The sequence below is a fragment of the Streptomyces sp. NPDC059649 genome (assembly GCF_042734445.1).
Classification (GTDB): domain Bacteria; phylum Actinomycetota; class Actinomycetes; order Streptomycetales; family Streptomycetaceae; genus Streptomyces.
In genome coordinates this window covers 60,615-86,779 of sequence record NZ_JBHWDV010000036.1, presented here as the reverse complement: position 1 = coordinate 86,779, position 26,165 = coordinate 60,615, and the positions used below count along the sequence as shown (strand labels likewise).

Sequence of the window (26,165 nt, the reverse complement as noted above, 5' to 3'; positions counted from 1 at the left end):
GTGTGGACGTAAAGCGAAGCAGTCCACACAACCGGCCCCGGAGGACCGTCACCGCACCCAACAACAACCCAGCCCGCCGCAGGCGCAACGGCGAGAAGCCCCACGGCGGGAAAGCCAGGTACGTACGGGGCGCCGCAAAGCGCAGCGGACCCGCGGCGGGAAAGCCGACTACGTGGGGGAAAGCCGCGGAAGAACCCGCTCCGTGAAGAGGTGCAGGGAGCGCCATCCCTCGTCCACCGGCATGCCGCCGCACAGGGGGTGGAGGATCAACGAGCCCTGGGTGCCTGGCTGTTGGGCCAGGGTGAGGCATTCGTCCGGGGTGACGATCCGGTAGACGCCCTCCTTGCGCAGCGTCTCGGTGTCCGTCGCCGCCGAACGCACCGCGGAGCGGACCGCCGCGGACTGCCAGGAGGCGTAGGTCCGTGCCTCGTGCAGCAGATGGCCGCCGTACTCGGCCCAGGTGCGGTCCGGGTCCTCGGAGACGTGCAGCAGGCAGGTCCGTTCGGGCGGCTGCAGCACCCAGCCCTCGGTGCCGTGGACCGCGCACTGCTCGTGGTAGTACGCCTCCAGCCCGGGCAGCCGGGCGCTGGGGAAGAACGGGAGCCCCAGCCGGGCGGCGCGCCGGGCCGCGGCCCGGGAGCTGCCGCCGACCAGCAGCAGCGGGTGCGGCCGGGTGAACGGGCGCGGGGTGACCCGGACCGTACGCCCCCGGTACGTGAACGGTTCGCCGGTCCAGGCGGACAGCAGGGTGCCGAGCACCTCGTCCTGGAGCGCGCCGCGGCCGGCCCAGTCCTTGCCGTGGGCCGCGTACTCCTCGGGCCGGTAGCCGATGCCCGCGACGGTGACCAGCCGGCCGCCGCTGAGCAGGTCGAGGGAGGCGAGGTCCTCGGCCAGCCGGAGCGGATCGTGCAGCGGGGTGATCAGTGCGGAGATCGTCACGCCGATCCGCCGCGTCGCGCCGAAGACGGCGCCCGCGAAGGTGAGCGGGGACGGCATCCAGCCGTTGCCGGTGGCGTGGTGCTCCTCGGTCTGGATCATGGTGAGGCCGCGGTCGTCGGCGAAGGCGGCCATCTCGACGGCGGCCCGGTAGCGGGCGGCGAGCGAGGCGGCGGTGGGTGCCGGGTCGACGAGGTTGACGCGCAGGACCGTGACGGGCCGGGCGGGCGGTGCGGTCGGCGCGGGCCGGGCAGCGGGCGCGGCGTCGGGCGGGGTATCGGACAGGGCACCGGACATGGCAAACGTCCCCTTCGCCAAGGACGGCTGGCGAAGGGGACGTTAGCTGACGGAGCGTCAGGTGGCCAGAGGGCGGGACCTTTCCCGCGGCCCGGTGGAGGGGCGGCGGTTCAGTTCACCTCGACCGGCTGCCGGGCCTCCGCCGGCGCCTCGGCCTCGGCCGCCGGGACGGACTCCTTCGCCACCGGGAGGACCGCGAAGACCACCGCGGCGATCGCGATCGTGGCCGCCCAGCCCAGGCCGTTCTCACCGATCCAGGTCGTGGCCAGCGGGCCGGTGAACCACTGGACCTTGGTGAAGCACAGGCCCGCGACCAGCGCCACCGTCCAGGCGGTCATGGCCTGCCAGCAGAAGCCGCCGGTGTACCAGTAGCGGCTGGTGCGGCCGGTGTCCATCAGGCCGGCGGAGTCATAGCGCACCGCGAGCTTGCGGCGGCGGAACATGTCGATGGCGTAGACGCCGATCCAGGCGGAGAAGGAGACCGCGAGCAGCGTCAGGAAGGCGATGAACTGCCCGATGAAGTCCTTCGCCACCAGCATCATGAACAGCCCGCCGATCAGGCTGATGGCGGCGTTGATGCTGACCGCCAGGGCGCGCGGCAGCTTGACGCCCATGGTCTGCGCGGTGAAGCCGGCCGAGTACATCGACAGGCTGTTGATCAGCATCATGCCGATCAGCGCGGTGATCAGGTACGGGATCGCGATGGCCCGCGGCAGGACCTCGCCGAGGAAGGACATCGGGTCGGTGTTCTGGCTGGCCAGCTCCGGGTTGGAGACCGCCATCACGCCGCCCATGAGCACCATCGGGATCAGCACCAGCGCCGCGCCGGAGATCGTGGTGCCGACGATCTTCTTGCCGGAGGCGGAGTGCGGGAGGTAGCGCGCGAAGTCCGGGCCGGTGGGGACCCAGCTGATGCCGCCGGCGGCGATGGTGCCGATGCCCGCGATCATCAGGGTGGTCGAGCCCGGCGACTTGTGGAGGATCGAGCTCCACGGCGCGGTGGCGACCAGGTAGACCAGCACGACCACGCTGATCGCGCTGAACAGGTACGTCGAGTACTTGTTGCACACGTTCAGCGCCTTGCGGCCCATGCCGCTGACCAGGAACGTGCAGGCGACGAAGGCCAGCAGGGTCACGACGACGAGGGCGTTGTTGGCCTTGATGCCGAACACCAGGCGCAGCACGGTCAGGATGGCGTACGCGCCGGTGACCGCGTTGATCGTCTCCCAGCCGAAGCGGGCGACCCACAGGATGGCGCCGGGGAAGTAGTTGCCCCGCACGCCGAAGGCGGCCCGCGAGAGCATCGCGCCCGGGGCGCCGCCCCACTTGCCGGAGACCGACAGCAGGCCGACCATGCCGAACGAGACGGCGGAGGCGATCGCGGCGACGATCAACACCTGCCAGAAGTTCAGGCTGTTGTTGATCACCAGCGAGGCCCCCATGGTGAGCAACAACACGCTGATGTTGGCGGCGACCCAGGTCGGGAACAGCTCGCGGACGCGCCCGCGGCGCTCGTGGTCCGGGACGGGTTCGATGCCGCGGGTCTCGACGGCGCCTTCGGTTTCGGGACGGGACGTGGACGTGGTGCTGGTGCCCATAGGTGCAGCTATCTCCGTGCGGGGATCTGGGGGGCACCCCCGGGGGAGGAGGTGCAGGCAGCGGCAGTGGTACCTGGCCGGAGTTCGTGATTGCCAGGACTCTACGCGCGTTGCGCGGCCGTCCACCATCGTACTTTGATCCAACTTCTGCCACTCTGCACCGTTGGATCCCTCAACGAGGACGAGTGTCACCCATGCTCATCGAAGCGTCCAGTCGGTCCCCGGCGGCCCGGCTCGGCCCGGCTCGGGCCGGCCCGGGCCGCCGGAGCCGGGATGCGGCGCGTGCGGCTCCCGCCGACGGGCCGTGGCTGATACTGGAGGGGTTATGGAATACGTCATCCTTGCTGTAGTCATCGCCGTGGTCGTGCTCGGCGCGATCAGCGGGCTCGTCGTCAGCGGCCGCAAGAAGAAGCAGCTGCCGCCGCCCCCGCCGGCCACCCCCCAGCCCACCGTCACCGCGCCCCCCGCCGAACCGCACGTCGGCGAGGAGGCCGAGGCCCCCAGCGACGAAGAACGTCGCACCATCGAGGACGTCACGCTGCCCACCGCCGAGGCCCCCGCGGCCGAGGCACCGGCCGCCGAGCCCGAGGCGCCCGCCGTCGAGGTCCCCGAGCCCACCGCCGGCCGGCTGATCCGGCTGCGCGCCCGGCTCTCCCGCTCGCAGAACACCCTCGGCAAGGGCCTGCTGAACCTGCTCTCCCGCGAGCACCTCGACGAGGACACCTGGGAGGAGATCGAGGACACCCTCCTCACCGCCGACGTCGGTGTCGCCCCCACCCAGGAGCTCGTCGAGCGGCTGCGTGAGCGGGTCAAGGTCCTCGGCACCCGCACCCCCGACGACCTGCGCGACCTCCTCCGCGAGGAACTGCTCACGCTGATCGGCCCGGACCTCGACCGGACCGTCCACACCGCCAACGGCATCGGCAACGGCGGCGACGAGATCCCCGGCGTCGTGATGGTCGTCGGCGTCAACGGCACCGGCAAGACCACCACCACCGGCAAGCTCGCCCGCGTCCTGGTCGCCGACGGCAAGTCCGTCGTCCTCGGCGCCGCCGACACCTTCCGCGCCGCCGCCGCCGACCAGCTGCAGACCTGGGGCGAGCGGGTCGGCGCCCGTACGGTCCGTGGCCCCGAGGCCGGCGACCCCGCCTCCGTCGCCTACGACGCGGTCAAGGAAGGCATCGCCGAGTCCGCCGACGTCGTCCTGATCGACACCGCCGGCCGGCTGCACACCAAGACCGGTCTGATGGACGAGCTCGGCAAGGTCAAGCGGGTCGTCGAGAAGCACGGCCCGGTCGGCGAGGTGCTGCTCGTCCTCGACGCCACCACCGGCCAGAACGGCCTGGTCCAGGCCCGGGTCTTCGCCGAGGTCGTGGACATCACCGGCGTCGTCCTCACCAAGCTCGACGGCACCGCCAAGGGCGGCATCATCATCGCCGTCCAGCGCGAGCTGAACGTCCCGGTCAAGCTGGTCGGGCTGGGTGAGGGCGCGGACGACCTGGCACCGTTCGAGCCGAAGGCGTTCGTGGATGCGCTTATCGGCGACTAGCGCGCCCGCCCGCGCGGACCTCGCAGCGCCCCGGTACGCGGGCCCGGCTCCACGGCCGGCCGTCCACCGGGGCGCTCCGCATTTCCGGTGCGCGAATTCCTGTACGCGCCGGATACCGCTGAAGTCGGGAACGCTTCGCCGTCACGCGCCGGATACCGCTGACGTCGGGAACACCTCGCCGTCCCGCGCCGGATACCGCCGAAGTCGGGAACACCTCGCCGTCCCGCCGCGTTGTGGCCCAGCAAGGGGCGCTCGTGACCCTTACGGGATCTGTTCGAGCATCCCCTACGGCCTCCCGTGCCGCGCCGGTCGCCGCCGCTCAGCCGTACAACGGCGCCCGGCCGCTCAGCCGCACAACGGCGCCCGGCCGCTCAGCCGTACAACGGCGCCCGGCCGCTCAGCCGTACAACGGCGCCCGGTGGCACACATAGGCCAGCGTCCCCAGCACCAGCCGGGCCTGCGGGGGCCGGCCCGCGGTCTCCAGGGCCGGCGGGCGCAGCCAGCGCATCGGGCCCTGCCCGCCGTGGTCGGACGGCGGCGCGGTGACATGGGTCCCGGGGCCGAGGGCCCGCAGATCGAGCGCGGCGTCGTCCCAGCCCGTCCGGTACAGCAGATCGGGGAGCTCGGCGGCCGCACCCGGGGCGACGAAGAACAGCGCCCGGCCGGTCGGGGCCAGGGCGACCGGGCCGAGCGGCAGCCCCATCCGCTCCAGCCGGGCCAGCGCGTGGCGGCCCGCGGCCTCCGGTACGTCGAGCACGTCGAAGGACCGGCCCACCGGCAGCAGGACCGCGGCCCCCGGGGTCTCCGCCCAGGCCGCGGCGGCCTTCTCCAGCGTGGCCCCGGCCGCCAGCTCCCCGGCGAACTCCAGCGGATGGGCACCGGGCGCGGGGCAGTCGGAGACGCCGCACGAACAGTCCGGACGGCCGCCGGCGGCGCGGACCGCCCGGGCGCCGGGGACGACGTCCCAGCCCCACAGCCCGGTGTACTCCGCCACCGCCGTGATCTCGGTCGAGCGGGCGCGGCGCCGGGAGACGGAACGCATCTCCCGGATACCGCCGATCGTGAAGCCCATACCCCCTCCAACGGGTGGTGCCTGGCAGTGGTTACGAGTCGGTGGGTTGACGACGGGCGTCCTTCACGCTCCGTCCCCGGCCCGCGGGGCCGGTGGTGTGCCGTGGTGCGTCGGGTGGTGCGGAGCGCCGCGTGAGCCGCTGCGTGCTTCGTTCCGCCCGGACGTGCTCGACCTGTGTCAAGTCAATCGCGAGAGCAGCGCCCGGAGTTCATTCGAAGGGGTGGCGAATGGTGGCGTTTCCGCGATCGCCCTCGCGGGGGGCGTGATCGTAGGATTACTTTCGGTGCCTGCACCCCGCAGGGGCATCGTTCGCACGGGTATGCCGGTGGCAACGCACCGGTAGAGCACAGGCCAAAAGGTGTGGCCGCGATCCGTGATCGGGTAGATGTACCCCGGACGGGCGTGGCAACGGACCGCGGCCTGTGGGCGGTTCGCCTCATGGCACCGGACACCGGGCAGCGCACCACGTACGCACCAGGCACCAAGGCAGCAATCGGGATGGGGGCTTCCAGTGGGCGGCAACGGCGGCACGGGCGGCACCGACGCCGTCAAGAAGCCCAACGCACAGTTGGGTTCGTGGTTCATGCGCAGCGGCTGGTCCAAGGGCGAGCTCGCCCGCCAGGTGAACCGCCGCGCACGGCAGTTGGGCGCACACCACATCAGCACCGACACCTCCCGGGTGCGCCGGTGGCTCGACGGCGAGCAGCCGCGTGAGCCCATCCCCCGGATCCTGTCCGAGCTGTTCTCCGAACGCTTCGGCTGCGTCGTCGGCATCGAGGAGCTGGGCCTGCGCTCCGCGCACCAGTCCCCGTCCGTCTCCGGTGTGGACCTGCCCTGGGCCGGGTCCCAAACGGTCAACCTCATCAGCGAGTTCTCCCGCAGCGACCTGATGCTCGCCCGCCGCGGCTTCCTCGGCACCTCGCTCATGCTCGCCGCCGGACCCAGCCTCATCGAGCCGATGCAGCGCTGGCTGGTGCCGGTCCCGGCGTCCCCGGCCGGCGCCGACCCGCAGCCCGACCGCGCCAGGCGCCCGGTCCGGCTCTCCAAGCCCGAGCTGGACCTGCTGGAGTCGACCACCGCGATGTTCCGCCAGTGGGACGCCCAGTGCGGCGGCGGACTGCGGCGCAAGGCCGTCGTCGGCCAGCTCCACGAGGTCACCGACCTCCTCCAGGAGACGCATCCGGAGCCGGTCACCAAGCGGCTCTTCAAGGTCGCCGCCGAGCTCGCCGAGCTCGCCGGCTGGATGAGCTACGACATCGGGCTGCAGCCGACCGCGCAGAAGTACTTCGTGCTGGCGCTGCACGCCGCCAAGGAGGCCGGCGACCGCCCGCTGGGCTCGTACATCCTCTCCAGCATGAGCCGCCAGATGATCCACCTCGCACGGCCCGACGACGCCCTGGAGCTCATCCACCTCGCCCAGTACGGCAGCCGGGAGACCGCCACTCCGCGCACCCAGGCCATGTTGTATGCGATGGAGGCCCGCGCCTACGCAGGGATGGGCCAGCCGAGCAAGGTCAAGCGGGCCGTCCGGATGGCCGAGGACACCTTCTCCGACGTCACGCCCGGCGAGCCCGAGCCGGACTGGATCCGGTTCTTCTCCGAGGCCGAGCTGAACGCCGAGAACGCCCACTCCTACCGCGACCTGGCCTACGTCGCCGGCCGCAGCCCCACGTACGCCTCGCTCGCCGAGCCGGTCATGCAGCGGGCCGTGGAGCTGTTCGGCAAGGACCCCGAGCACCAGCGGTCGTACGCGCTCAACCTCATCGGGATGGCGACCGTACGGCTGCTGCAGAAGGAGCCGGTGGCCTGCGCGGAGATGGCGCAGAAGGCCATCCCGTTCGCCCGGCAGGTCCGCTCCGAGCGGGTCAACACCCGGCTGCGGAAGACCGTGGACACCGCCGCCCGGGAATTCGGCGGGGTCGCCGAGGTCATCCGGCTCAGCGAGGACCTCGCCCGCTCCCTGCCGGAAACCGCGGAGGCCGTCTGACCGGCCCCGTCCCCGGAACACCGGCCGCGGCCGCCGCCCCGTACACCCCGACTCGGCTCCCCCCTGCCAGGTCACGCGGGCGGCGGACCGCGGCCGGCCCCTTTGTGCGCCTGTGCCGGCGCCGCTCCGCGAGGTGGTGGCTCGCCTCGGGGGCTCATGGGCTGGTCGCGGCGCGTGGCGTGTTTCCTTCGGCTGAACGGGTGAATGTGGGGCCGATCGCGGAGTTCACCGGGGCGTAACACTGCGGCGGTGTTCGTCACTGGTGCGAAACACCGGCAAGGTTTGGCCGAAACCACCCTGCGACAACCTCATCGCGAAGTCGGCCCACCAGAAACACGCCCGCACGGGCCGCATCGACGACGAGGAGACGCCGATGCCCCCAGGCATCCTGACGATCGCGGCAGACAAGGTGACATTGAGCCCGGCCAACACCGGGTTCATGCTCGTCTGCTCCGCACTGGTGATGATCATGACCCCCGGGCTCGCCTTCTTCTACGGCGGCATGGTCCGGGTCAAGAGCGTGCTCAACATGCTGATGATGAGCTTCATCAGCCTGGGCATCGTGACGATCCTGTGGGTCCTTTACGGCTTCGGCCTCGCCTTCGGTAACGACGCCGGCGGTTTCCTCGGCTGGAACGGCTCGTTCGCCGGCCTCAGTGGGATCGGCCTGACCCAGCTCTGGGGGGCCACCACCATCCCGATCTACGTCTTCGCGGTCTTCCAGCTGATGTTCGCGATCATCACGCCCGCGCTGATCAGCGGTGCGCTCGCGGACCGGGTGAAGTTCACCGCCTGGGCGCTGTTCATCGCCCTGTGGGTCACCCTGGTCTACTTCCCCGTCGCCCACTGGGTCTGGGCCGAGGGTGGCTGGCTGTTCGACCTCGGCGTGATCGACTTCGCCGGCGGTACGGCCGTCCACATCAACGCCGGTGCCGCGGCGCTCGGCGTCATCCTCGTCGTCGGCAAGCGGATCGGCTTCAAGAAGGACCCGATGCGGCCGCACAGCCTGCCGCTGGTGATGCTCGGCGCGGGCCTGCTGTGGTTCGGCTGGTTCGGCTTCAACGCCGGCTCCTGGCTCGGCAACGACGACGGCGTCGGCGCGGTCGCCTTCGTCAACACCCAGGTCGCCACCGCCGCCGCGATGCTCGGCTGGCTCGTCTACGAAAAGTTCCGGCACGGCTCCTTCACCACCCTCGGCGCCGCCTCCGGCGCGGTCGCCGGACTGGTCGCCATCACCCCGGCCTGCGGCTGCGTCAGCCCGCTCGGCGCCATCGCGGTCGGCGCGATCGCCGGTGTGCTGTGCGCCATGGCCGTCAACCTGAAGTACAAGTTCGGCTACGACGACTCCCTCGACGTGATCGGCGTCCACCTCGTCGGCGGCGTCGCCGGCTCCCTGCTGATCGGTCTGTTCGCGACCGGCGGGGTGCAGAGCAAGGCCAAGGGCCTGTTCTACGGCGGCGGCTTCGACCAGCTCGGCAAGCAGACCGTCGGAGTGGTCTGCGTACTCCTCTACTCCCTGGTGGTCAGCTACATCCTTGCCAAGGTCATCGACCTGGTGATGGGCTTCCGGGTCAGCGAGGACGAGGAGATCTCCGGTATCGACCAGGCCGCGCACGCGGAGACCGCGTACGACTTCACCGGCGCGGGCGGCGGTACCGCGACCCGCAAGGGACCGGCACTCGGCGAAGCCCTGACGAAGAAGGTGGACGCGTGAAGCTCATCACGGCAGTAATCAAGCCGCACCGGCTGGACGAGGTGAAGAACGCCCTGCAGGCCTTCGGGGTGCACGGTCTGACCGTCACCGAGGCCAGCGGCTACGGCCGGCAGCGCGGGCACACGGAGGTGTACCGCGGCGCCGAGTACACCGTCGACCTGGTGCCCAAGATCCGGATCGAGGTGCTCGTCGAGGACGCGGACGCCGAGGAACTCGTCGACATCGTCGTCAAGGCGGCCCGCACCGGAAAGATCGGCGACGGCAAGGTCTGGAGCGTCCCGGTCGACGACGCGGTGCGCGTGCGCACCGGTGAACGCGGACCGGACGCGCTCTGACACCTCCGGGACGCCACGGCGGTCCGCCGCCCGTGCGGCGGATGGCCGCCCGCCCGGCCGCGGCCCAGACTGGGCGTGCGGGGGCGGGCCGGGGACACGGAGGGCGACGGCCCCGGCGTACGGCCGGGGCCACGGGGCAAGCGGGGGACAACACGACCAAGGAGCACGGGAGTTGACCGAAAGCGTCGAGGACACGGCAGGATCCGCCGCGGCATCCGGCCACGGCGACGGGCCCGCGAACGGCGGCGGCTACCCCGCGGCCCGGGTGCGGCTCCTCCAGGACGAGAAGACCACCGGACCCGACCGCCGCGCCGCCCTCGCCCGGATCACCGACGAGTGGCTGGCCGGCCAGCTGACCCGGCACGCCACCGCCGCCGGCCTGTCCGGCACCGCACTGGTCGCGGTCGGCGGCTACGGCCGCGGCGAACTCTCCCCCCGCAGCGACCTCGACCTGCTCCTGCTCCACGACGGCCGCGCCGACCCGCGCGCCCTGGCCGCCCTCGCCGACCACCTCTGGTACCCCGTCTGGGACCTCGGCCTGGACCTCGACCACTCCGTCCGCACCCCCGCCGAGGCCCGCCGGGCCGCCCGCGACGACCTCAAGGTGCAGCTCGGCCTGCTCGACGCCCGCCACCTGGCCGGCGACGCGGAACTGAGCGCCCAGCTGCGCTCCGCGGCGTACGCCGACTGGCGCGAGAGCGCCCCCAAGCGGCTGCCGGAGCTGCACGCCCTGTGCCAGGAGCGCGCCGAGCGCCAGGGCGAACTGCAGTACCTCCTCGAACCGGACCTCAAGGAGGCCAGGGGCGGACTGCGGGACGCCACCGCACTCCGGGCGGTCGCCGCCTCCTGGCTCGCCGACGCACCCCGCGGCGGCCTGGAAGCCGCCCGTACCCTCCTCCTCGACACCCGCGACGCGCTCCACCTCACCACCGGGCGCGCCACCGACCGGCTCTCCCTCCAGGAACAGGACCAGGTCGCCGCCGCCCTCGGCGTGTCCGACGCGGACGCCCTGCTCCGCCGGACCTACGAAGCCGCCCGCACCATCTCCTACGCCGCCGACGTCACCTGGCGCGAGGTCGGCCGGGTGCTGCGCGCCCGCGCCGTCAAACCCGTCCTGCGCGGGCTGCTGACCGGCCGCACCGCCGGCAAGGGGGAGCGCTCCCCGCTCGCCGAGGGCGTCGTCGAACTCGACGGGGAAGCGGTGCTGGCCCGCACCGCCCGGCCCGAACGGGACCCGGTGCTGGTCCTGCGCGCCGCGGCCGCCGCCGCCCAGGCCGGACTGCCGCTGGCCACCGCCGCGATCCGCCGCTGCGCCACCACCCTGGCCACCCGGCCGCTGCCCCAGCCCTGGCCCGCCGAGGCGCTGGAACAGCTGGTCACGCTGCTCGGCGCGGGCGCGCCCACGGTGCCCGTGTGGGAGGCGCTGGAGGCCGAGGGCGTCATCACCCGGCTGCTGCCCGACTGGGAGCGGGTCCGCTGCCGCCCGCAGCGCAACCCCGTCCACACCTGGACCGTCGACCGTCACCTGGTCGAGACCGCCGTACGGGCCGCCGCGCTCACCCGCCGGGTGCACCGCCCCGACCTGCTGCTGGTCGCCGCGCTGCTGCACGACATCGGCAAGGGCTGGCCCGGCGACCACTCGGTGGCCGGCGAGACCATCGCCCGCGACATGGCCGCCCGGCTCGGCTTCGCCCCCCGCGACACCGCCGTCATCGCCACCCTCGTCCGCCACCACCTGCTGCTCGTCGAGACCGCCACCCGGCGCGACCTGGACGACCCGGAGACCGTCGGCGCGGTCGCCGACGCGGTCGGCAGCACCCGCACCCTGGAGCTCCTGCACGCCCTCACCGAGGCCGACGCGCTGGCCACCGGGCCCGCCGCCTGGAGCGCCTGGCGCGGCGGACTCGTCGCCGACCTGGTCAAACGGGTCGCGGCACGGCTCGCCGGGGAACCCGAGGCGGAACCGCGGGGCACCGACGGACCGACCGCGGAACAGGAACGGCTGGCCATAGAGGCCGGACGTACCGGCGGCCCGGTCCTCGCCCTGCGCACCCGCGCCGAGGCCCCCGCCGAGGACGCGCCCGGGACGGACGGCCGGGAACCGGTCGGCGTCGAGCTGCTGATCGCCGTCCCCGACCAGCCGGGCGTGCTGCCCGCCGCCGCCGGGGTGCTGGCCCTGCACCGGCTCGCCGTGCGCGCCGCCGACCTGCAGCTCCTGGACCCGATCGGCGACGGCCCGGTCCTGCTGATCAGCTGGCGGGTGGCCGCCGAATACGGCTCGCTGCCCGAGGCCGACCGGCTCCGCGCCGACCTGGTCCGCGCCCTGGACGGTTCCCTCGACGTCCCGGCCCGGCTCGCCGAACGCGAACGGGCCTACGCCCGCCGGGCCCGCGCCGTGCACGCCCCGCCGCCCCGGGTCACCGTCGCCGCCGGCAGTTCCCGCACCGCCACCGTCATCGAGGTCCGCGCCCACGACGCGCACGGCCTGCTGCACCGCATCGGCCGGGCCCTGGAGACCGCCCGGGTGGCCGTCCGCAGCGCCCACATCAGCACCCTGGGCGCGGACGCGGTCGACGCCTTCTACGTGACCAGCACCGACGGCGCGCCCCTGACGGACGCGGCGGCCCACGAGGTCGCGGCGGCGGTGGAGGCGGCGCTGCGGTAGCCGTACGTCCGGTGCGGGGGAGCGGGCCGGCGGCGCCCCGGAACGGACCGGGAAAACAGGGCAGGAACGGTTCGCTTGCCGGGCCCGATACCCTAGAAGCCGACTGACCGCACCCCGCCCCCGACCCCGAGGATCGACGACCGCCGTGTTCGATACGCTTTCCGACCGCTTGGCGAGTACTTTCAAAAACCTCCGGGGCAAGGGCCGCCTGAGCGAGGCGGACATCGACGCCACGGCGCGCGAGATCCGCATCGCGCTGCTCGAGGCGGACGTCGCCCTCCCCGTCGTCCGCGCCTTCATCAAGCAGGTCAAGGAGCGCGCCCTCGGCTCCGAGGTCTCCCAGGCGCTGAACCCGGCCCAGCAGGTCATCAAGATCGTCAACGAGGAGCTCGTCGGCATCCTCGGCGGCGAGACCCGCCGGCTCCGCTTCGCCAAGCAGCCGCCGACCGTGATCATGCTCGCGGGTCTGCAGGGTGCCGGTAAGACCACCCTCGCCGGAAAGCTGGGCCGCTGGCTCAAGGGCCAGGGCCACGCCCCGCTGCTGGTCGCCTGTGACCTCCAGCGCCCCAACGCCGTCAACCAGCTCCAGGTCGTCTCCGAGCGCGCGGGCGTCGCCTTCTACGGCCCCGAGCCGGGCAACGGCGTCGGCGACCCGGTCCAGGTCGCCAAGGACTCGATCGAGTACGCGCGGACCAAGCAGCACGACGTCGTGATCGTCGACACCGCCGGCCGCCTCGGCATCGACGCCGAGATGATGCAGCAGGCCGCCGACATCCGCGACGCGGTCGGCCCGGACGAGGTCCTCTTCGTCGTCGACGCGATGATCGGTCAGGACGCGGTCAACACCGCCGAGGCCTTCCGCGACGGCGTCGGCTTCGACGGCGTGGTGCTCTCCAAGCTGGACGGCGACGCCCGCGGTGGTGCCGCGCTCTCCGTCGCGCACGTCACCGGCAAGCAGATCATGTTCGCCTCCAACGGCGAGAAGCTGGACGACTTCGACGCGTTCCACCCGGACCGCATGGCGTCCCGCATCCTCGGCATGGGCGACATGCTCAGCCTGATCGAGAAGGCCGAGCAGACCTTCAGCCAGCAAGAGGCCGAGAAGATGGCGGCCAAGCTGGCGAAGGGCCCCAAGGAGTTCACCCTCGACGACTTCCTGGCCCAGATGGAGCAGGTCCGCAAGATGGGCTCCATCTCGAAGCTGCTCGGCATGCTGCCGGGCATGGGCCAGATGAAGGACCAGATCAACAACCTCGACGAGCGTGAGGTCGACCGCACCGCCGCCGTCATCAAGTCCATGACGCCGGCCGAGCGCCAGGACCCGACGATCATCAACGGCTCCCGCCGCGCCCGTATCGCCCGCGGTTCCGGCGTCGATGTCAGCACGGTCAAGAACCTGGTCGAGCGGTTCTTCGACGCCCGCAAGATGATGTCGAAGATGGCCCAGGGCGGCATGCCCGGGATGCCGGGCATGCCGGGGATGCCCGGCATGGGGGGCGGCGCCCGGAAGAAGAAGCAGGTCAAGCAGGCCAAGGGCAAGCGCAAGAGCGGCAACCCGATGAAGCGCAAGGCCGAGGAGGAGGCCGCGGCCGCCCGCCGCGAGGCCGCCCAGGCCGGCAACCCGCTCGGCCTGCCGCAGGCCGACCAGGAGCCGAAGAACTTCGAACTCCCCGAGGAATTCAAGAAGTTCATGGGCTGACCGGAGCCCTCCGGCGACGGCCCGCCGTACGCATGACGAGCCCCCGGCCACACCTCGTGGCCGGGGGCTCGGCGCACCGACAGCGGTGCCGGGCGCCGGCTACCGCGTCCGCGCGATCAGATAACGGAAGACATTCGGCATCCACACCGTCCCGTCCGGACGCTGATACGGATGCAGCGCCTCCGCGAGCTCCTTCTCCACCTGGCGCTGCTCGGCCACCCGCAGCGCCGCGTCGAACACACCCGTCGACAACAACCCGCGCACCGCACTCGCCAGGTCCGCGTACCCGAACGGGCAGGCCACCCGGCCCGAACCGTCCGGCCGCAGCCCGGCCCGCTCCGCCAGCTCCTCCAGATCGTCCCGGCCGCCGAGCCGCCACCCCGCGGACCCGGACACCCGGTCACCGCCGGCCTCGGCCAGCCGCTGCGCCACCCGCAGCACCCCGGCCGTCGCACACCGCTCCACCGGGCCCCAGCCGCCCAGCACCACCGCGCTGCCGCGTTCGGCCAGCCCGGCCGCCGCGGTCAGCGACGCCGCCAGCCCCTCGACGGTGCTCACACACCCCACCGGATGGAACGCGGTGACCACGTTGAACGCGGGCTCCCCGGACGCCGCGGCCTCCAGGCCGCCGCTGACCACCCGGGTGTGCTCCGGCATGCCGTCCGGCGTGAGCCGCTCGCGCGCCAGCTCCAGCCGCGACTCGTCCGCGTCCACCCCGCTGACCTGCGCCCCGCGCCCCGCCGCCAGCAGCAGCGCCAGCCCGGAACCACAGCCGAGCCCCAGCAGCCGGGTGCCCGGCCCGACGCCCAGACGGTCGTACGCGGCTTCATAGAGCGGCACCAGCATGCCCTCCTGGATCTCGGCCCAGTCACGGGCGCGCGCCCGCGACCCGGCCGGTAGGGGAGGGCCCTCACAGCGCAGGGATGCGGAGTCCGGAAGCTGGTGCCGTACGAGCGTGGGTGACATCGATAGCGCCCCTATTCGCCGAGAACCGAACCTGTTCCGTACCGATCGCCCCCGTCATCACGCGTGGTGCGCCCCCGCAACCCAGACAACTGCGCATCCGTCCGGGCGTCCAGGGGGTGCGCCGGGGTTGTCTCCCGCGCGCCCCCGTATGCGCCGGGGCCGCTCCCTGAAGCGCCGTTCCAGGGTGCCCCGGCCCGCGCCGATCCGCCACGCCAGCGCTCCCGCCAGGGGCGCTCCCGCACCTCCGTGCGCTCTCGCCCAGCGCCCGCGCGCGGCCTTACGGTGGGCTACGGCCCGGTGTCGGAACGCACAGGCACGCCCCGTAGCATCGCCGCGGCGCTCTCCGTGGTGGGCGGCCGTCGTTAGGCCGTCCGGCGTACCCGGACGGACCTGGAGACGTCCCGGAGGCCCTCTGTCGGCCCTCCGGTGCTTACGCGGGGATACGTCCCGGCTTGCGGTCCGGTGGGCGGCTTCTCCGTAGATCGGCGTAGGCGCCCCCGCGCACGGCGCATGCCCGGAAACTGACTGGTACGTGCAAATTATTTGGGATGGCCCGGAATCGGAACACTGGGCGCCCCTGGCTCGTTGTTACGACGTGAGCACGACACCGCCTGTTCTCGCCGCCGAGCTGGCGCTCGCGTGGGCCGACATTCAACGGCACCACCCCGAGCTGCCGGACCTGGCCGCGCCCGAGTCCCTGATCGGAGAGTCCTCGTCCGCCTGCGGCGCGGAGCTCTCCTTCGAACGGCTGCTCCACGAGGCAGTCCACGGCATCGCCGCCGCCCGCGGCATCCGCGACACCTCCCGGGCAGGCCGCTACCACAACCGCCGATTCCTGGCGATCGCCGAGGAGCTGGGCCTGGACCACGCCGACGAGCCGCACCCCAGCAGCGGCTTCTCGCTGGTCACGCTCAACCCCGAAGCCAGAAGGCGCTACCGCCCCACCATCGAGCGGCTCGGCAGAGCCCTCAAGGCGCATTCGGCCGCGACCGCCACCGATACCGCCCGCAGCTTCCGGGGCCCGGCCGCCCGGCACGGCTCCTCCGGAGGCGGCGTCCGCGTCAAGGCCGTCTGCGACTGCGGGCGCAATGTCCGGGTCGTTCCGTCCGTCCTCGCCCAGGCGCCGATCGTCTGCGGCGGGTGCGGCAAGCCCTTCCGGATCCCCGAGGTGGCCGCGGTCGGCTGACCCCACCGCGTGTGGCACAATGGCTAGCTGTACTCGACAGTCGCACAGGACCCCTCTCTCCTCCGGCTGACGCGTCCATCGGGCACTCGGGTACCGCAACCCCACGCGGCAGCTCGCCGTGCCCAACCACGTCAAATCCAGGAGAACCCACTCCCGTGGCAGTCAAGATCAAGCTGAAGCGTCTGGGCAAGATCCGTGCGCCTCACTACCGCATCGTCGTTGCCGACTCCCGTACCCGCCGTGACGGCCGGGCCATCGAGGAGATCGGCCTGTACCACCCGGTGCAGAACCCCTCGCGCATCGAGGTCGACTCCGAGCGTGCGCAGTACTGGCTGAGCGTCGGCGCCCAGCCGACCGAGCCGGTTCTCGCCATCCTGAAGAAGACCGGCGACTGGCAGAAGTTCAAGGGCGAGCCCGCCCCGGCGCCGCTGCTGGTGGCCGAGCCGAAGGCCGACAAGCGCGCCCTCTTCGAGGCCGCCGCCAAGGCTTCCGGCGACGAGCCGAAGGGTGAGGCCATCACCCCGAAGGCGAAGAAGGCTGACAAGAAGGCGGACGAGGCTGCGGCCGAGTCCACCTCCGAGTCCTCCGAGGCCTGAGCATGCTCGAGGAAGCCCTCGAGCACCTCGTCAAGGGCATCGTCGACAACCCCGATGACGTGCAGGTAGCCTCGCGCACCCTGCGCCGCGGGCGGGTGCTGGAGGTCCGGGTCCACCCCGACGACCTCGGCAAGGTGATCGGCCGCAACGGCCGCACCGCCCGCGCGCTGCGGACCGTCGTCGGCGCCATCGGCGGCCGCGGCATCCGCGTCGACCTCGTCGACGTGGACCAGGTCCGCTGACACGTTGAACACCGGCTCGGGCCGGGGAGGGCTTCGGCCCGCCCCGGCCCGTAGTCGTCGTCAAGGGAGAAACAAGCGTGCAGTTGGTAGTGGCGCGGATCGGCCGCGCCCACGGCATCAAGGGCGAGGTCACGGTCGAGGTACGTACCGACGAGCCGGAGCTCAGGCTCGGGCCCGGCGCCGTCCTCACCACCGACCCCTCCTCCGTGGGTCCGCTGACCATCGCGACCGGCCGGGTCCACAGCGGCCGGCTGCTGCTGCGCTTCGAAGGCGTCACCGACCGCACCGCCGCCGAGGCGCTGCGCAACACCCTCCTGATCGCCGAGGTCGACCCCGAAGAGGTCCCCGAGGACCCGGAGGAGTACTACGACCACCAGCTGATCGACCTCGACGTGGTCACCCGCGACGGCACCACCGTGGGCCGGATCTCCGAGATCTCCCACCTGCCCTACCAGGACCTGCTGATCGTCGAACGCCCCGACGGCAGCGAGGTCATGATCCCGTTCGTCGCCGAGATCGTCCCGGAGATCGACCTGGAGGAGCAGCGCGCCGTCATCGAACCGCCGGCCGGCCTCCTCGACGAAAGCCAGGCGGAGATCGCCTCCGGGCGCGAGGACAGCTGATGCGGCTCGACGTCGTCACGATCTTCCCCGAATACCTCGAACCGCTGAACGTCTCCCTGGTCGGCAAGGCGCGCGCCCGCGGCCAGCTCGACGTGCGCATCCATGACCTGCGGCAGTGGACGCACGACAAGCACCACACCGTCGACGACACCCCCTACGGCGGCGGGCCCGGCATGGTCATGAAGCCCGAACCGTGGGGCGAGGCGCTGGACTCCGTCCTGGCCTCCGGCGAGGGCGAACCGGTCATCGTCGTCCCCACCCCCAGCGGCGTCCCGTTCACCCAGCAGCTCGCCGTGGAGCTCTCCACCAAGCCCTGGCTGGTCTTCACCCCCGCCCGCTACGAAGGCATCGACCGCCGCGTCATCGAGGAATACGGCGACCGCGTCGACGTCCGCGAGGTGTCCATCGGCGACTACGTCCTGGCCGGCGGCGAGGCCCCGGTCCTCGTCATGGTCGAGGCGGTGGCCCGGCTGCTGCCCGGCGTCCTCGGCAACGCCGCCTCCCACCAGGACGACTCCTTCGCCCCCGGCCCGATGGCCGACCTCCTGGAGGGGCCCGTCTACACCAAGCCCCCGGAGTGGCGCGACCGTACGATCCCCGAGGTGCTGCTCAGCGGCCATCACGGCAAGATCGCCCGCTGGCGCCGGGACCAGGCGTTCCGCCGCACGGTCCGCAACCGCCCCGATCTGATCGAGCGCGCCGACCCCGCCGCGTTCGACAAGCACGACCGCGCGATCCTCGCCGCCCTGGGCTGGGCGCCCGGGGAGGACGGCCGATTTGGGCGGACGGCCGAGGCCGTGGAAGAATAGGCCGCTGTTGTGTGCGTCCGGCGCGCGCCCCTGCCACAGGGGGAACGACGCCCGCCCGACGGAACAGCATCCGAAGCATTCCTTTTTCGATATTCCGTTGATGACCTGTGGCATCAGCGAAGAAAGCAGTGGGTCATGCACCTTCTCGACTCCGTCGACAACGCGTCGCTGCGCAGCGACATCCCGGCGTTCCGCCCCGGCGACACGATCAACGTCCACGTCCGCGTCATCGAGGGCAACCGCTCCCGCGTGCAGCAGTTCAAGGGCGTCGTCATCCGCCGTCAGGGCTCCGGCGTCCGCGAGACCTTCACCGTCCGCAAGGTCAGCTTCTCCGTCGGCGTCGAGCGCACCTTCCCGGTGCACACCCCGATCGTCGAGAAGATCGAGGTCGTGACCCGCGGTGACGTCCGTCGCGCCAAGCTGTACTACCTCCGCGAGCTGCGCGGCAAGGCCGCCAAGATCAAGGAGAAGCGCGAGAGCTGAGCCGCGCCGCCCCGGAGCACGAATTTTTGCGCGCCGGCAACGCAAAGCCGTTCTCGCGCCGGGTGTCCGGATCCGGCCGGATAGGCTCAGGGCCCGATGGACACCGACGCACATCTCACGGAGCGCGACCCCTCTCCCACCCCCGACGTGGGGCCGGAGCAGGGGTCGCGCTCCGCGCGTTTCCCCGCCCGACTCACCGGGCTGCGCCGCCGGCCGGTCACCCTGCTCGCGCTCTGCCTGGCCTTCGTCCTGCTGCTGAGCGCCTTCGTCGCGCAACCGTTCCTGATCCCCAGCTCGTCCATGGAGAACAGCCTCCACATCGGGGACCGGGTGCTGGTCAACAAGCTGGCGTACCGTTTCGGCAGCGAGCCCGCGCGGGGCGACGTGGTGGTGTTCGACGGCACCGGCTCGTTCGTTCACAGGGAGCAGGGGGAGAATCCCGTCACGGGTCTGCTGCGCGCCGCCGGAGCGGCGCTGGGCCTGGCCCGGCCCGCCGAGACCGACTACGTCAAGCGCGTGATCGGCATCGGCGGCGACCATGTGACCTGCTGCGACAAACGGGGGCGGATCGAAGTGAACGGTGAGCCCGTCGACGAGGGCTATCTCCACCCGGGGGACGCGCCGTCCTCCGTGGAGTTCGACATCGTGGTGCCGGAAGGGAAGCTGTGGGTCATGGGGGATCACCGCGCACGGTCCAGCGACTCCCGCGACCACCTCGGCGAACCGGGCGGCGGCACGGTCCCGGTCGACGAGGTCATCGGCCGGGCGGATCTGATCACTTGGCCGGTGAGCCGCTGGCGCACGATCGACACACCGGGCTCCTTCGCCCGGATACCGGCTCCGGCAGGCCCCCATGGGTAGCCGCGGACGCCCCCGGCACGGACGCCAGGGCGGCGGGGATACCGGACGCGGAACGGCCGGCGGGCACCGCGGGGGCAGTGGCGCGCACCGCGAGGTCAGCAGTGCGTACGACGAGGGCAGTGGTGCGTACGGCGAAGGCAGCGACGCGTACGGCGGCAGGGGCGCCGCATACGGCGACGCCGGGGCGCCCAGGGAGGCCCCGACGGGCCGAGCCGGCACCGGCACCGGCACCGGTCCCACACCGCGGCGGCCGGCGACCGGCGGGCGGGCCGAGCGGCGCCGCCAGGCCAAGCGCATCAAGCGCCGCAGGCAGCGCTCCTACCTGAAGGAGATCCCCATCCTGGTGGGCGTGGCGCTGGCCATCGCCCTCGTACTGAAGACGTTCCTCGTCCAGGCCTTCGTCATCCCGTCCGGCTCCATGGAGCAGACGATCAAGATCGGCGACCGGGTCCTGGTCGACAAGCTCACCCCCTGGTTCGGCTCCAAGCCGGAACGCGGCGACGTCGTGGTCTTCAAGGACCCCGGAGGCTGGCTCAAGGGCGAACAGCACCAGCCGACGGACGACGCGGGCGCCTTCCAGCCGGTCAAGGACGCCATGACCTTCATCGGGCTGCTGCCGTCGGCCGACGAGCAGGACCTGATCAAGCGGGTCGTGGCGGTCGGTGGCGACACCGTCAAATGCTGTGACAAGCAGGGCCGGGTCACGGTCAACGGCAGCCCGCTCACCGAGCCGTACGTCCATCCGGGCAATCCGCCGTCCCAGATCAAGTTCACCGTCAACGTCCCCACCGGCCGGATCTTCGTGATGGGCGACCACCGTTCGGACTCCGCCGATTCGCGCTTCCACCTGGACGAGCCGTACCGTGGCACGGTCTCGGAGGACAACGTCGTGGGCCGGGCAGTGGTGATCGCCTGGCCGTTCAGCCACTGGCGGCGCCTCGAAGAACCGGACACGTTCGGGACGGTGCGCGACGCGCCGGGCGCCAAGGCGTCCGCGGCGGGCGTGCCGCATAGGCTGTCACCCGAGAGTTTGACCGTACTCCCGACCCCTGCGGAACTCCCGCTCGTTATGGGAGTGGTGGGCCTGCACCGGTTGACGGGCGGGCGAGTGCGTGGAGTGAGGAGCAGACGTGGGGGACTTGGCGGTCGGCGCGCGGTCCGGAACCGGAGAGCCCGAAGAGCCGGCGCGGCGCGGTGAGACCCCGCAGTCGGCGGCGAGTTCCGTGCATCCGTCACCATCACAGTCACGAGCGGAGTCAGAACCGTCACGGCCGCAGTCACCGGCCGCGGCCCGGACGCGGTCACCGGGCCCGGTGGACCTGGACAAGCCGAACGGTGCCGGCGCACCGGATCCGGCCGGCGGGTCCGACGGCTCCGGTGCGACGGACGGAGCAGCGGGTGAGGAGACCGGCGGCAGCATGAAGAAGGGCAAGAAGCCGCGCGCCTTCTGGAAAGAGCTGCCGATTCTGATCGGGATCGCCCTGCTCCTCGCGCTGCTGATCAAGACGTTCCTGGTCCAGGCGTTCTCCATCCCGTCCGACTCGATGCAGGACACCCTGCAGCGCGGGGACCGGGTGCTGGTCGACAAGCTGACGCCGTGGTTCGGCGCGAAACCGCAGCGCGGTGAGGTCGTCGTCTTCCACGATCCGGGCGGCTGGCTGAACGAAACGCCGACCCCCGAGCCCAACCCCGTGCAGAAGGTCCTCAGCTTCATCGGGCTGATGCCCTCGGCCGAGGAGAAGGACCTGATCAAGCGGGTCATCGCGGTCGGCGGCGACACCGTCGAGTGCCACGGCAGCGGCCCGGTCAAGGTCAACGGCAAGGCGCTGAAGGAGAGCTCGTACATCTTCCCCGGCGCCACCCCGTGCGGTGACCGCGCGTTCGGCCCGATCCACGTCCCCAAGGGCCGGATCTGGGTGATGGGCGACCATCGCGACGACTCCCTCGACTCCCGCTACCACCAGAACCTCAAGGGCCACGGCACGGTCTCGGAGGACGAGGTCGTGGGCCGGGCCTTCACCATCGCCTGGCCGGTCAACCGCTGGGCGACCCTGCCGGTCCCGGACACCTTCGACCAGCCCGGCCTCGACAAGGCCATGGCGGCGGCCCCGGCGGCCCTCGGGCTGGCCGGCGCGGTACCGCTGGTGCTGTGGCGGCGCCGGAGGCAGACCACCGGTGCGGCCGTGGACGCGGGGCCGAGCGCGGCGCGCGGCACGGAGGGCGGGCGAGAGTAGAGCCAGCTGTGGCCGGATGGTGCCTGTGGGCGCCGTCCGGAGATGACTGCCCGGGCGAGACCCGGGCAGTCGGCGTTTTTGGGGGCTCTGGTGCGGGCTTCTCCTGGGACGGGAGTGTCTGGGGTGGTTGGCTTGGTGGAGGCGGGAGTGTCCGCGGAACGGGATCACGGGCCCGACCCAGGTACTGACCGGAGCGCGTAACCCCAGGTAAGGTGCCGTCCCGGATCTTCGACGCGGGCCGGGCCTGCGGGGTGGGAGCGCTGGGATGAGCAGCAGTACGGAACACCGGACCGACGGTCGCGGCCGGACAGCGGGCAGTGTGCTGTCCGGTCTCGCGATGGCCGCCGGCTGTGTGCTGTTCCTCGGCGGCTTCGTATGGGCGGCCCTGATCTACCGCCCGTATACGGTGCCGACCGATTCGATGTCACCGACGATCGAGGCCGGGGCCCGGGTCATCGCCGAGAAGGTGGACGGCTCCCAGATACGCCGCGGCGACATCGTCGTCTTCAAGGACTCCTCGTGGGGCGACCTGCCGATGGTCAAGCGGGTCGTCGGTGTCGGCGGCGACAAGGTCGCCTGCTGCACCAAGCAGGGTCGGTTGACCGTGAACGGCACCCCCGTCGAGGAACCGTATCTGCAGGGCAGCGGCCCCGCCTCGCCCGTCGGCTTCAAGGCCAAGGTGCCCACCGGTCAGCTCTTCCTGCTCGGCGACCACCGCAGCGACTCCATGGACTCGCGGGTCCACCTCACAGACGGCGACCACGGCTCGGTGCCGCGCGACGCCGTGGCCGCCCGGGTCGACGCCCGCGCCTGGCCGCTCGGCAGCGTCGGCGTGATGGACCGCCCGGCCGCCTTCTCGGCCCTCCCCGGCGGCACGTCCCAGCCGGGCCCCATCCAGCCCATCACGCTCACCGTGGTGGCCGGCGCGGTCCTCATCCTCGGCGGCGCGGCCTACGGCCCGATCGCCCGGCGCACCGGACGCACACGTGCCTGAGCGGCCGAACCCCGACGACGGGTGCCGGCTGGCACGGCCGGGCGTCGGGGGAGAGCCGGGTCCCGGGGGAGAGGCGCGGGCGGAGGCCGAGCCGGCGACCGCCGTCCGCCAGGCCTCCCGCGTCATCCTGCTCGACCCCGACGACCGGATCCTGCTCCTCCACGGCTTCGAACCGGACGACCCGACCGACACCTGGTGGTTCACGCCCGGTGGCGGCCTGGAAGGCGACGAGACCCACGAGGAGGCCGCCCGCCGGGAACTCGCCGAGGAGACCGGCATCACGGACGCCGTCCTGGGCCCCGTCCTGTGGAAGCGGCGCTGCGCCTTCCCCTTCGACGGACGACGCTGGGAGCAGGACGAGTGGTACTACCTGGCGACAACCGACCGGACTGCCACCCACATGGGAGGGCAGACGGCCCTGGAACGACGCAGCGTCTCGGGACTGAAGTGGTGGACTTGGGAGGAACTGTCCGCCTCACATGAGACGGTGTACCCGACCAGACTCGTCGAGCTGCTGCGCACACTGCTCGACGAAGGGCCCCCGAGTGCGCCGGTCCTCCTGGAGACCGAGCGAGCCTGACGCACAATAGGGGGACGCACGGCTGAAGGGGATCTGCCATGAGCGCCGAGGACCTCGAAAAGTACGAGACCGAGATGGAGCTGAAGCTCTACCGGGAGTACCGCGACGTCGTCGGGCTGTTCAAATACGTGATCGAGACCGAGCGTCGCTTCTACCTGACCAATGACTACGAAATGCAGGTGCACTCCGTACAGGGCGAGGTCTTCTTCGAGGTCTCGATGGCGGACGCCTGGGTCTGGGACATGTACCGGCCGGCCCGTTTCGTCAAGCAGGTACGCGTCCTTACGTTCAAGGACGTGAACATCGAAGAGCTCAACAAGAGCGATCTGGATCTTCCTGGCAGCTGATCGGCGGTACTCCCTGCGCGGCCGCGCAGGGCGGGACAGCGCGGCCGCCGTCACCCGCCCGGGTGAGCGAGTTATCCACAACCGGCCGGTTATCCACCAAGATCCAATAAGCCCGGGCGGGCGCGTCACAGTCGGTGCCGGAGGTGGTACCGATGAACGCCACGCACGCCCGGCACCCGGCCGGACCCCACACTCACACCCAGACCTCGCCCACGACCCACACCCCACGCACGACCCCCGGGACACCAGCGGCCCTCCCGGCATCCGCGAAGCCCAAATCGCCCGCACCCCCGCCCCGGCCCAGGACGGCCCGAAAGCGACGTCCCCCGGCAACGACCGCACCCCCACGCACCGACGTCCGACGACGCGCTCTCGGCCGCTACGGCGAGGACCTGGCCGCCCGACACCTCACCGACGCCGGCCTGCGGATCCTGGCCCGCAACTGGCGCTGCCGGGAGGGCGAGATCGACCTCGTCGCCGCCGACGGTGACGCCCTGGTGATCTGCGAGGTCAAAACCCGCCGCGCCGGCCGGTACGAGCACCCCATGGCCGCCGTCCGCCCCGAGAAGACCGCCCGCCTCCGCATGCTGGCGGAACGCTGGATGGAACGCCACGGCGGCCCACCTCCCGGCGGCGTCCGGATCGACGTCATCGGAATCGTCCTGCCCACCCGCGGCGCCCCGGCCGTCGAGCATGCGCGAGGGGTGGCCTGAATGGGATTCGCCCGCACGTGCTCGGTCGCCCTGGTCGGCGTCGAAGGAGTCGTCGTCGAGGTACAGGCCGACCTCGAACCGGGCGTCGCCGCCTTCACCCTCGTCGGACTCCCCGACAAGAGCCTCATCGAATCCAGGGACCGGGTCCGCGCCGCCATCGTGAACTCCGGCGCCGAATGGCCACAGAAGAAGCTCACCGTAGGCCTCAGCCCGGCCTCCGTCCCCAAGGGAGGCAGCGGGTTCGACCTGGCCGTCGCCTGCGCCGTCCTCGGCGCCGCCGAACGCCTCGACCCCCGCGAACTCACCGACCTCATGATGATCGGAGAACTGGGCCTGGACGGCCGGGTCCGCCCCGTACGCGGCGTGCTCCCCGCCGTGCTGGCCGCCGCCGACGCCGGATACCGCCAGGTCGTCGTCCCCGAACGGACCGTCGCCGAGGCCTCCCTCGTACCCGGCATCTCCGTCCTCGGCGTCCGCAGCCTGCGCCAGCTCATCGCCGTCCTCGCCGACGAACCGGTGCCCGAGGAGGAAGACGGCTCGGAGGAAGGACGCCCCGACCCGCTGCTGGCCGGCCTGGTGGTCCCCGGCACCGGCACCGGCGCCGGACTCCCGCGCGGCGAGCACGTCCCCGACCTCGCCGACGTCGCAGGTCAGCACACCGCCCGCCGCGCCCTGGAGGTGGCCGCCGCCGGACGGCACCACATCTTCTTCAAGGGCCCGCCCGGCGCAGGCAAAACCATGCTCGCGGAACGGCTTCCAGGACTGCTGCCACCCCTGGCGCCCAAGGAATCGCTGGAGGTCACCGCCGTCCACTCGGTAGCCGGCACGCTCCCACCAGGACAACCACTGGTCGACCGACCGCCCTACTGCGCCCCGCACCACTCCGCGACCATGGCCTCCCTCGTCGGCGGCGGCACCGGACTGCCCCGCCCCGGCGCGGTGTCCCTCGCCCATCACGGAGTTCTCTTCGTGGACGAGGCCGCCGAATGCAGGCCCAGCGTCCTCGACGCACTGCGTCAGCCCCTGGAATCCGGCCATGTCGTCGTCGCCCGGGCCGCCGGCATGATCCGCATGCCCGCCCGCTTCCTCCTGGCCCTCGCCGCCAACCCCTGCCCCTGCGGCCGGCACGGCACCCTCAGCGGCGGCTGCGAATGCCGCCCCTCCTCCATCCGCCGCTACCGCGCCCGCCTCTCCGGCCCCCTGATGGACCGGGTCGACCTCCGCATCGCCGTGGAACCGGTCGCCCGCTCCGAACTCGTCGCACTGAGCCGGGGCGCCGAATCCAGCGCGACCGTGGCCGACCGCGTACGAGCCGCCCGCGAACGCGCAGCGGCCCGCCTCGCCGGCACCCCCTGGCACACCAACAGCGAGGTCCCCGGCCACGAACTCCGCACCCGCTGGCAGGCCGACCCCGGTGCCCTCGCCCAAGCGGAACGCGACCTCGAATGCGGCCTCCTCACCGCCCGCGGACTCGACCGTGTCCTCCGCGTCGCCTGGACCGCCGCCGACCTGGCCGGCCGCGACCGCCCCACCAGCGACGACGTCAACTGGGCCCTGGAACTCCGCACCGGTGTCCGCCGCGGCGCCCTGACCACGGCGGGCGGCGGACCACCGCCCGGGCCCGCCCACGAGACCGCACCCGCCCGCCCGCAAGGCACCCAGAAGCAGGACTGACCGAC

The 26,165-nt window shown here is 72.2% G+C and carries 24 protein-coding genes; 20 read left to right on the top strand and 4 right to left on the bottom strand.

Going from position 1 to position 26,165, the window contains the following annotated elements:
- Positions 1 to 168: 168 nt before the first annotated feature.
- Together ACFV1J_RS29375 and ACFV1J_RS29370 are read right to left on the bottom strand one after the other, a co-directional pair.
- Entirely contained in the window at positions 169 to 1,233 is a 1,065-nt protein-coding gene (locus ACFV1J_RS29375; RefSeq protein WP_385863046.1) for an LLM class flavin-dependent oxidoreductase, read from the bottom strand.
- Positions 1,234 to 1,343: 110 nt separating this feature from the next.
- Positions 1,344 to 2,831, bottom strand: a complete 1,488-nt coding sequence (locus ACFV1J_RS29370; RefSeq protein WP_385863044.1) for a purine-cytosine permease family protein — start codon at positions 2,829 to 2,831, stop codon at positions 1,344 to 1,346.
- A 325-nt stretch (positions 2,832 to 3,156) separates the two neighbouring features.
- Between ACFV1J_RS29370 and ftsY the strand changes: the two genes are divergently transcribed.
- On the top strand, positions 3,157 to 4,380 hold the full coding sequence (gene ftsY / locus ACFV1J_RS29365; RefSeq protein WP_385863042.1) for a signal recognition particle-docking protein FtsY: 1,224 nt from the start codon (positions 3,157 to 3,159) through the stop codon (positions 4,378 to 4,380).
- Between the two features lie 397 nt (positions 4,381 to 4,777).
- On the opposite strand, the gene ACFV1J_RS29360 is transcribed toward ftsY, so the two are convergent.
- A complete protein-coding gene (locus ACFV1J_RS29360; RefSeq protein WP_385863040.1) occupies positions 4,778 to 5,452 on the bottom strand; it encodes a bifunctional DNA primase/polymerase in 675 nt (224 codons plus the stop codon).
- Between the two features lie 511 nt (positions 5,453 to 5,963).
- On the opposite strand from ACFV1J_RS29360, the gene ACFV1J_RS29355 reads away from it, so the two are divergent.
- The 5 genes from ACFV1J_RS29355 to ffh all read left to right on the top strand — a co-directional run bounded on the left by ACFV1J_RS29355 (position 5,964) and on the right by ffh (position 13,852).
- Positions 5,964 to 7,439: a hypothetical protein gene (locus ACFV1J_RS29355; RefSeq protein ID WP_385863038.1), complete on the top strand. Its 1,476-nt coding sequence runs from the start codon at positions 5,964 to 5,966 to the stop codon at positions 7,437 to 7,439.
- Between the two features lie 373 nt (positions 7,440 to 7,812).
- Complete coding sequence (locus ACFV1J_RS29350) at positions 7,813 to 9,153, top strand: ammonium transporter (protein ID WP_385863036.1); 1,341 nt, start codon at positions 7,813 to 7,815, stop codon at positions 9,151 to 9,153.
- Positions 9,150 to 9,488 (top strand): P-II family nitrogen regulator, encoded by a 339-nt coding sequence (locus ACFV1J_RS29345; RefSeq protein WP_030415772.1) that lies wholly within the window; start codon positions 9,150 to 9,152, stop codon positions 9,486 to 9,488. Before ACFV1J_RS29350 ends, ACFV1J_RS29345 begins: the two co-directional genes overlap by 4 nt.
- A 265-nt stretch (positions 9,489 to 9,753) precedes the next feature.
- Positions 9,754 to 12,153, top strand: coding sequence for a [protein-PII] uridylyltransferase (locus ACFV1J_RS29340; RefSeq protein ID WP_385863056.1), 2,400 nt, complete (start codon positions 9,754 to 9,756; stop codon positions 12,151 to 12,153).
- 145 nt (positions 12,154 to 12,298) lie between these two features.
- Positions 12,299 to 13,852, top strand: coding sequence for a signal recognition particle protein (ffh, locus tag ACFV1J_RS29335; RefSeq protein WP_385863033.1), 1,554 nt, complete (start codon positions 12,299 to 12,301; stop codon positions 13,850 to 13,852).
- A 99-nt stretch (positions 13,853 to 13,951) separates the two neighbouring features.
- On the opposite strand, the gene ACFV1J_RS29330 is transcribed toward ffh, so the two are convergent.
- Positions 13,952 to 14,818, bottom strand: a complete 867-nt coding sequence (locus ACFV1J_RS29330; RefSeq protein WP_385863032.1) for a methyltransferase domain-containing protein — start codon at positions 14,816 to 14,818, stop codon at positions 13,952 to 13,954.
- Positions 14,819 to 15,413: 595 nt separating this feature from the next.
- Here ACFV1J_RS29330 and ACFV1J_RS29325 point away from each other — a divergent pair.
- The 14 genes from ACFV1J_RS29325 (at position 15,414) to ACFV1J_RS29260 (ending at position 26,160) form a co-directional block, all read left to right on the top strand.
- Entirely contained in the window at positions 15,414 to 16,004 is a 591-nt protein-coding gene (locus ACFV1J_RS29325) for a hypothetical protein (RefSeq protein WP_385863031.1), read from the top strand.
- Between the two features lie 155 nt (positions 16,005 to 16,159).
- A complete protein-coding gene (gene rpsP / locus ACFV1J_RS29320) occupies positions 16,160 to 16,600 on the top strand; it encodes a 30S ribosomal protein S16 (RefSeq protein ID WP_385863029.1) in 441 nt (146 codons plus the stop codon).
- A gap of 2 nt (positions 16,601 to 16,602) precedes the next feature.
- Positions 16,603 to 16,842 carry an RNA-binding protein gene (locus tag ACFV1J_RS29315; protein WP_003980229.1) on the top strand — a complete coding sequence of 80 codons (240 nt, stop codon included), beginning with the start codon at positions 16,603 to 16,605 and terminating at the stop codon, positions 16,840 to 16,842.
- A gap of 77 nt (positions 16,843 to 16,919) precedes the next feature.
- Positions 16,920 to 17,465 (top strand): ribosome maturation factor RimM, encoded by a 546-nt coding sequence (gene rimM, locus ACFV1J_RS29310; RefSeq protein ID WP_385863027.1) that lies wholly within the window; start codon positions 16,920 to 16,922, stop codon positions 17,463 to 17,465.
- Positions 17,465 to 18,274, top strand: coding sequence for a tRNA (guanosine(37)-N1)-methyltransferase TrmD (gene trmD, locus ACFV1J_RS29305; protein ID WP_385863025.1), 810 nt, complete (start codon positions 17,465 to 17,467; stop codon positions 18,272 to 18,274). The genes rimM and trmD overlap by 1 nt, the downstream gene beginning before the upstream one ends.
- Positions 18,275 to 18,409: 135 nt before the next feature.
- Positions 18,410 to 18,757, top strand: coding sequence for a 50S ribosomal protein L19 (rplS, locus tag ACFV1J_RS29300; RefSeq protein WP_385863023.1), 348 nt, complete (start codon positions 18,410 to 18,412; stop codon positions 18,755 to 18,757).
- A 96-nt stretch (positions 18,758 to 18,853) separates the two neighbouring features.
- On the top strand, positions 18,854 to 19,618 hold the full coding sequence (gene lepB, locus ACFV1J_RS29295; RefSeq protein WP_385863019.1) for a signal peptidase I: 765 nt from the start codon (positions 18,854 to 18,856) through the stop codon (positions 19,616 to 19,618).
- Positions 19,611 to 20,816, top strand: coding sequence for a signal peptidase I (gene lepB / locus ACFV1J_RS29290; protein WP_385863017.1), 1,206 nt, complete (start codon positions 19,611 to 19,613; stop codon positions 20,814 to 20,816). Before lepB (ACFV1J_RS29295) ends, lepB (ACFV1J_RS29290) begins: the two co-directional genes overlap by 8 nt.
- Positions 20,758 to 21,852, top strand: a complete 1,095-nt coding sequence (lepB, locus tag ACFV1J_RS29285) for a signal peptidase I (RefSeq protein ID WP_385863054.1) — start codon at positions 20,758 to 20,760, stop codon at positions 21,850 to 21,852. The genes lepB (ACFV1J_RS29290) and lepB (ACFV1J_RS29285) overlap by 59 nt, the downstream gene beginning before the upstream one ends.
- Positions 21,853 to 22,117: 265 nt before the next feature.
- Positions 22,118 to 22,846 carry a signal peptidase I gene (gene lepB / locus ACFV1J_RS29280; RefSeq protein WP_385863015.1) on the top strand — a complete coding sequence of 243 codons (729 nt, stop codon included), beginning with the start codon at positions 22,118 to 22,120 and terminating at the stop codon, positions 22,844 to 22,846.
- Positions 22,847 to 22,970: 124 nt separating this feature from the next.
- Positions 22,971 to 23,426 carry an NUDIX hydrolase gene (locus ACFV1J_RS29275; protein ID WP_385863052.1) on the top strand — a complete coding sequence of 152 codons (456 nt, stop codon included), beginning with the start codon at positions 22,971 to 22,973 and terminating at the stop codon, positions 23,424 to 23,426.
- 38 nt (positions 23,427 to 23,464) lie between these two features.
- Complete coding sequence (locus ACFV1J_RS29270) at positions 23,465 to 23,773, top strand: DUF2469 domain-containing protein (RefSeq protein WP_003980220.1); 309 nt, start codon at positions 23,465 to 23,467, stop codon at positions 23,771 to 23,773.
- Between the two features lie 392 nt (positions 23,774 to 24,165).
- On the top strand, positions 24,166 to 24,486 hold the full coding sequence (locus ACFV1J_RS29265; protein WP_385863050.1) for a YraN family protein: 321 nt from the start codon (positions 24,166 to 24,168) through the stop codon (positions 24,484 to 24,486).
- On the top strand, positions 24,487 to 26,160 hold the full coding sequence (locus tag ACFV1J_RS29260) for a YifB family Mg chelatase-like AAA ATPase (protein ID WP_385863013.1): 1,674 nt from the start codon (positions 24,487 to 24,489) through the stop codon (positions 26,158 to 26,160). It abuts the gene before it with no gap.
- The last annotated feature ends 5 nt before the right edge of the window (positions 26,161 to 26,165 follow it).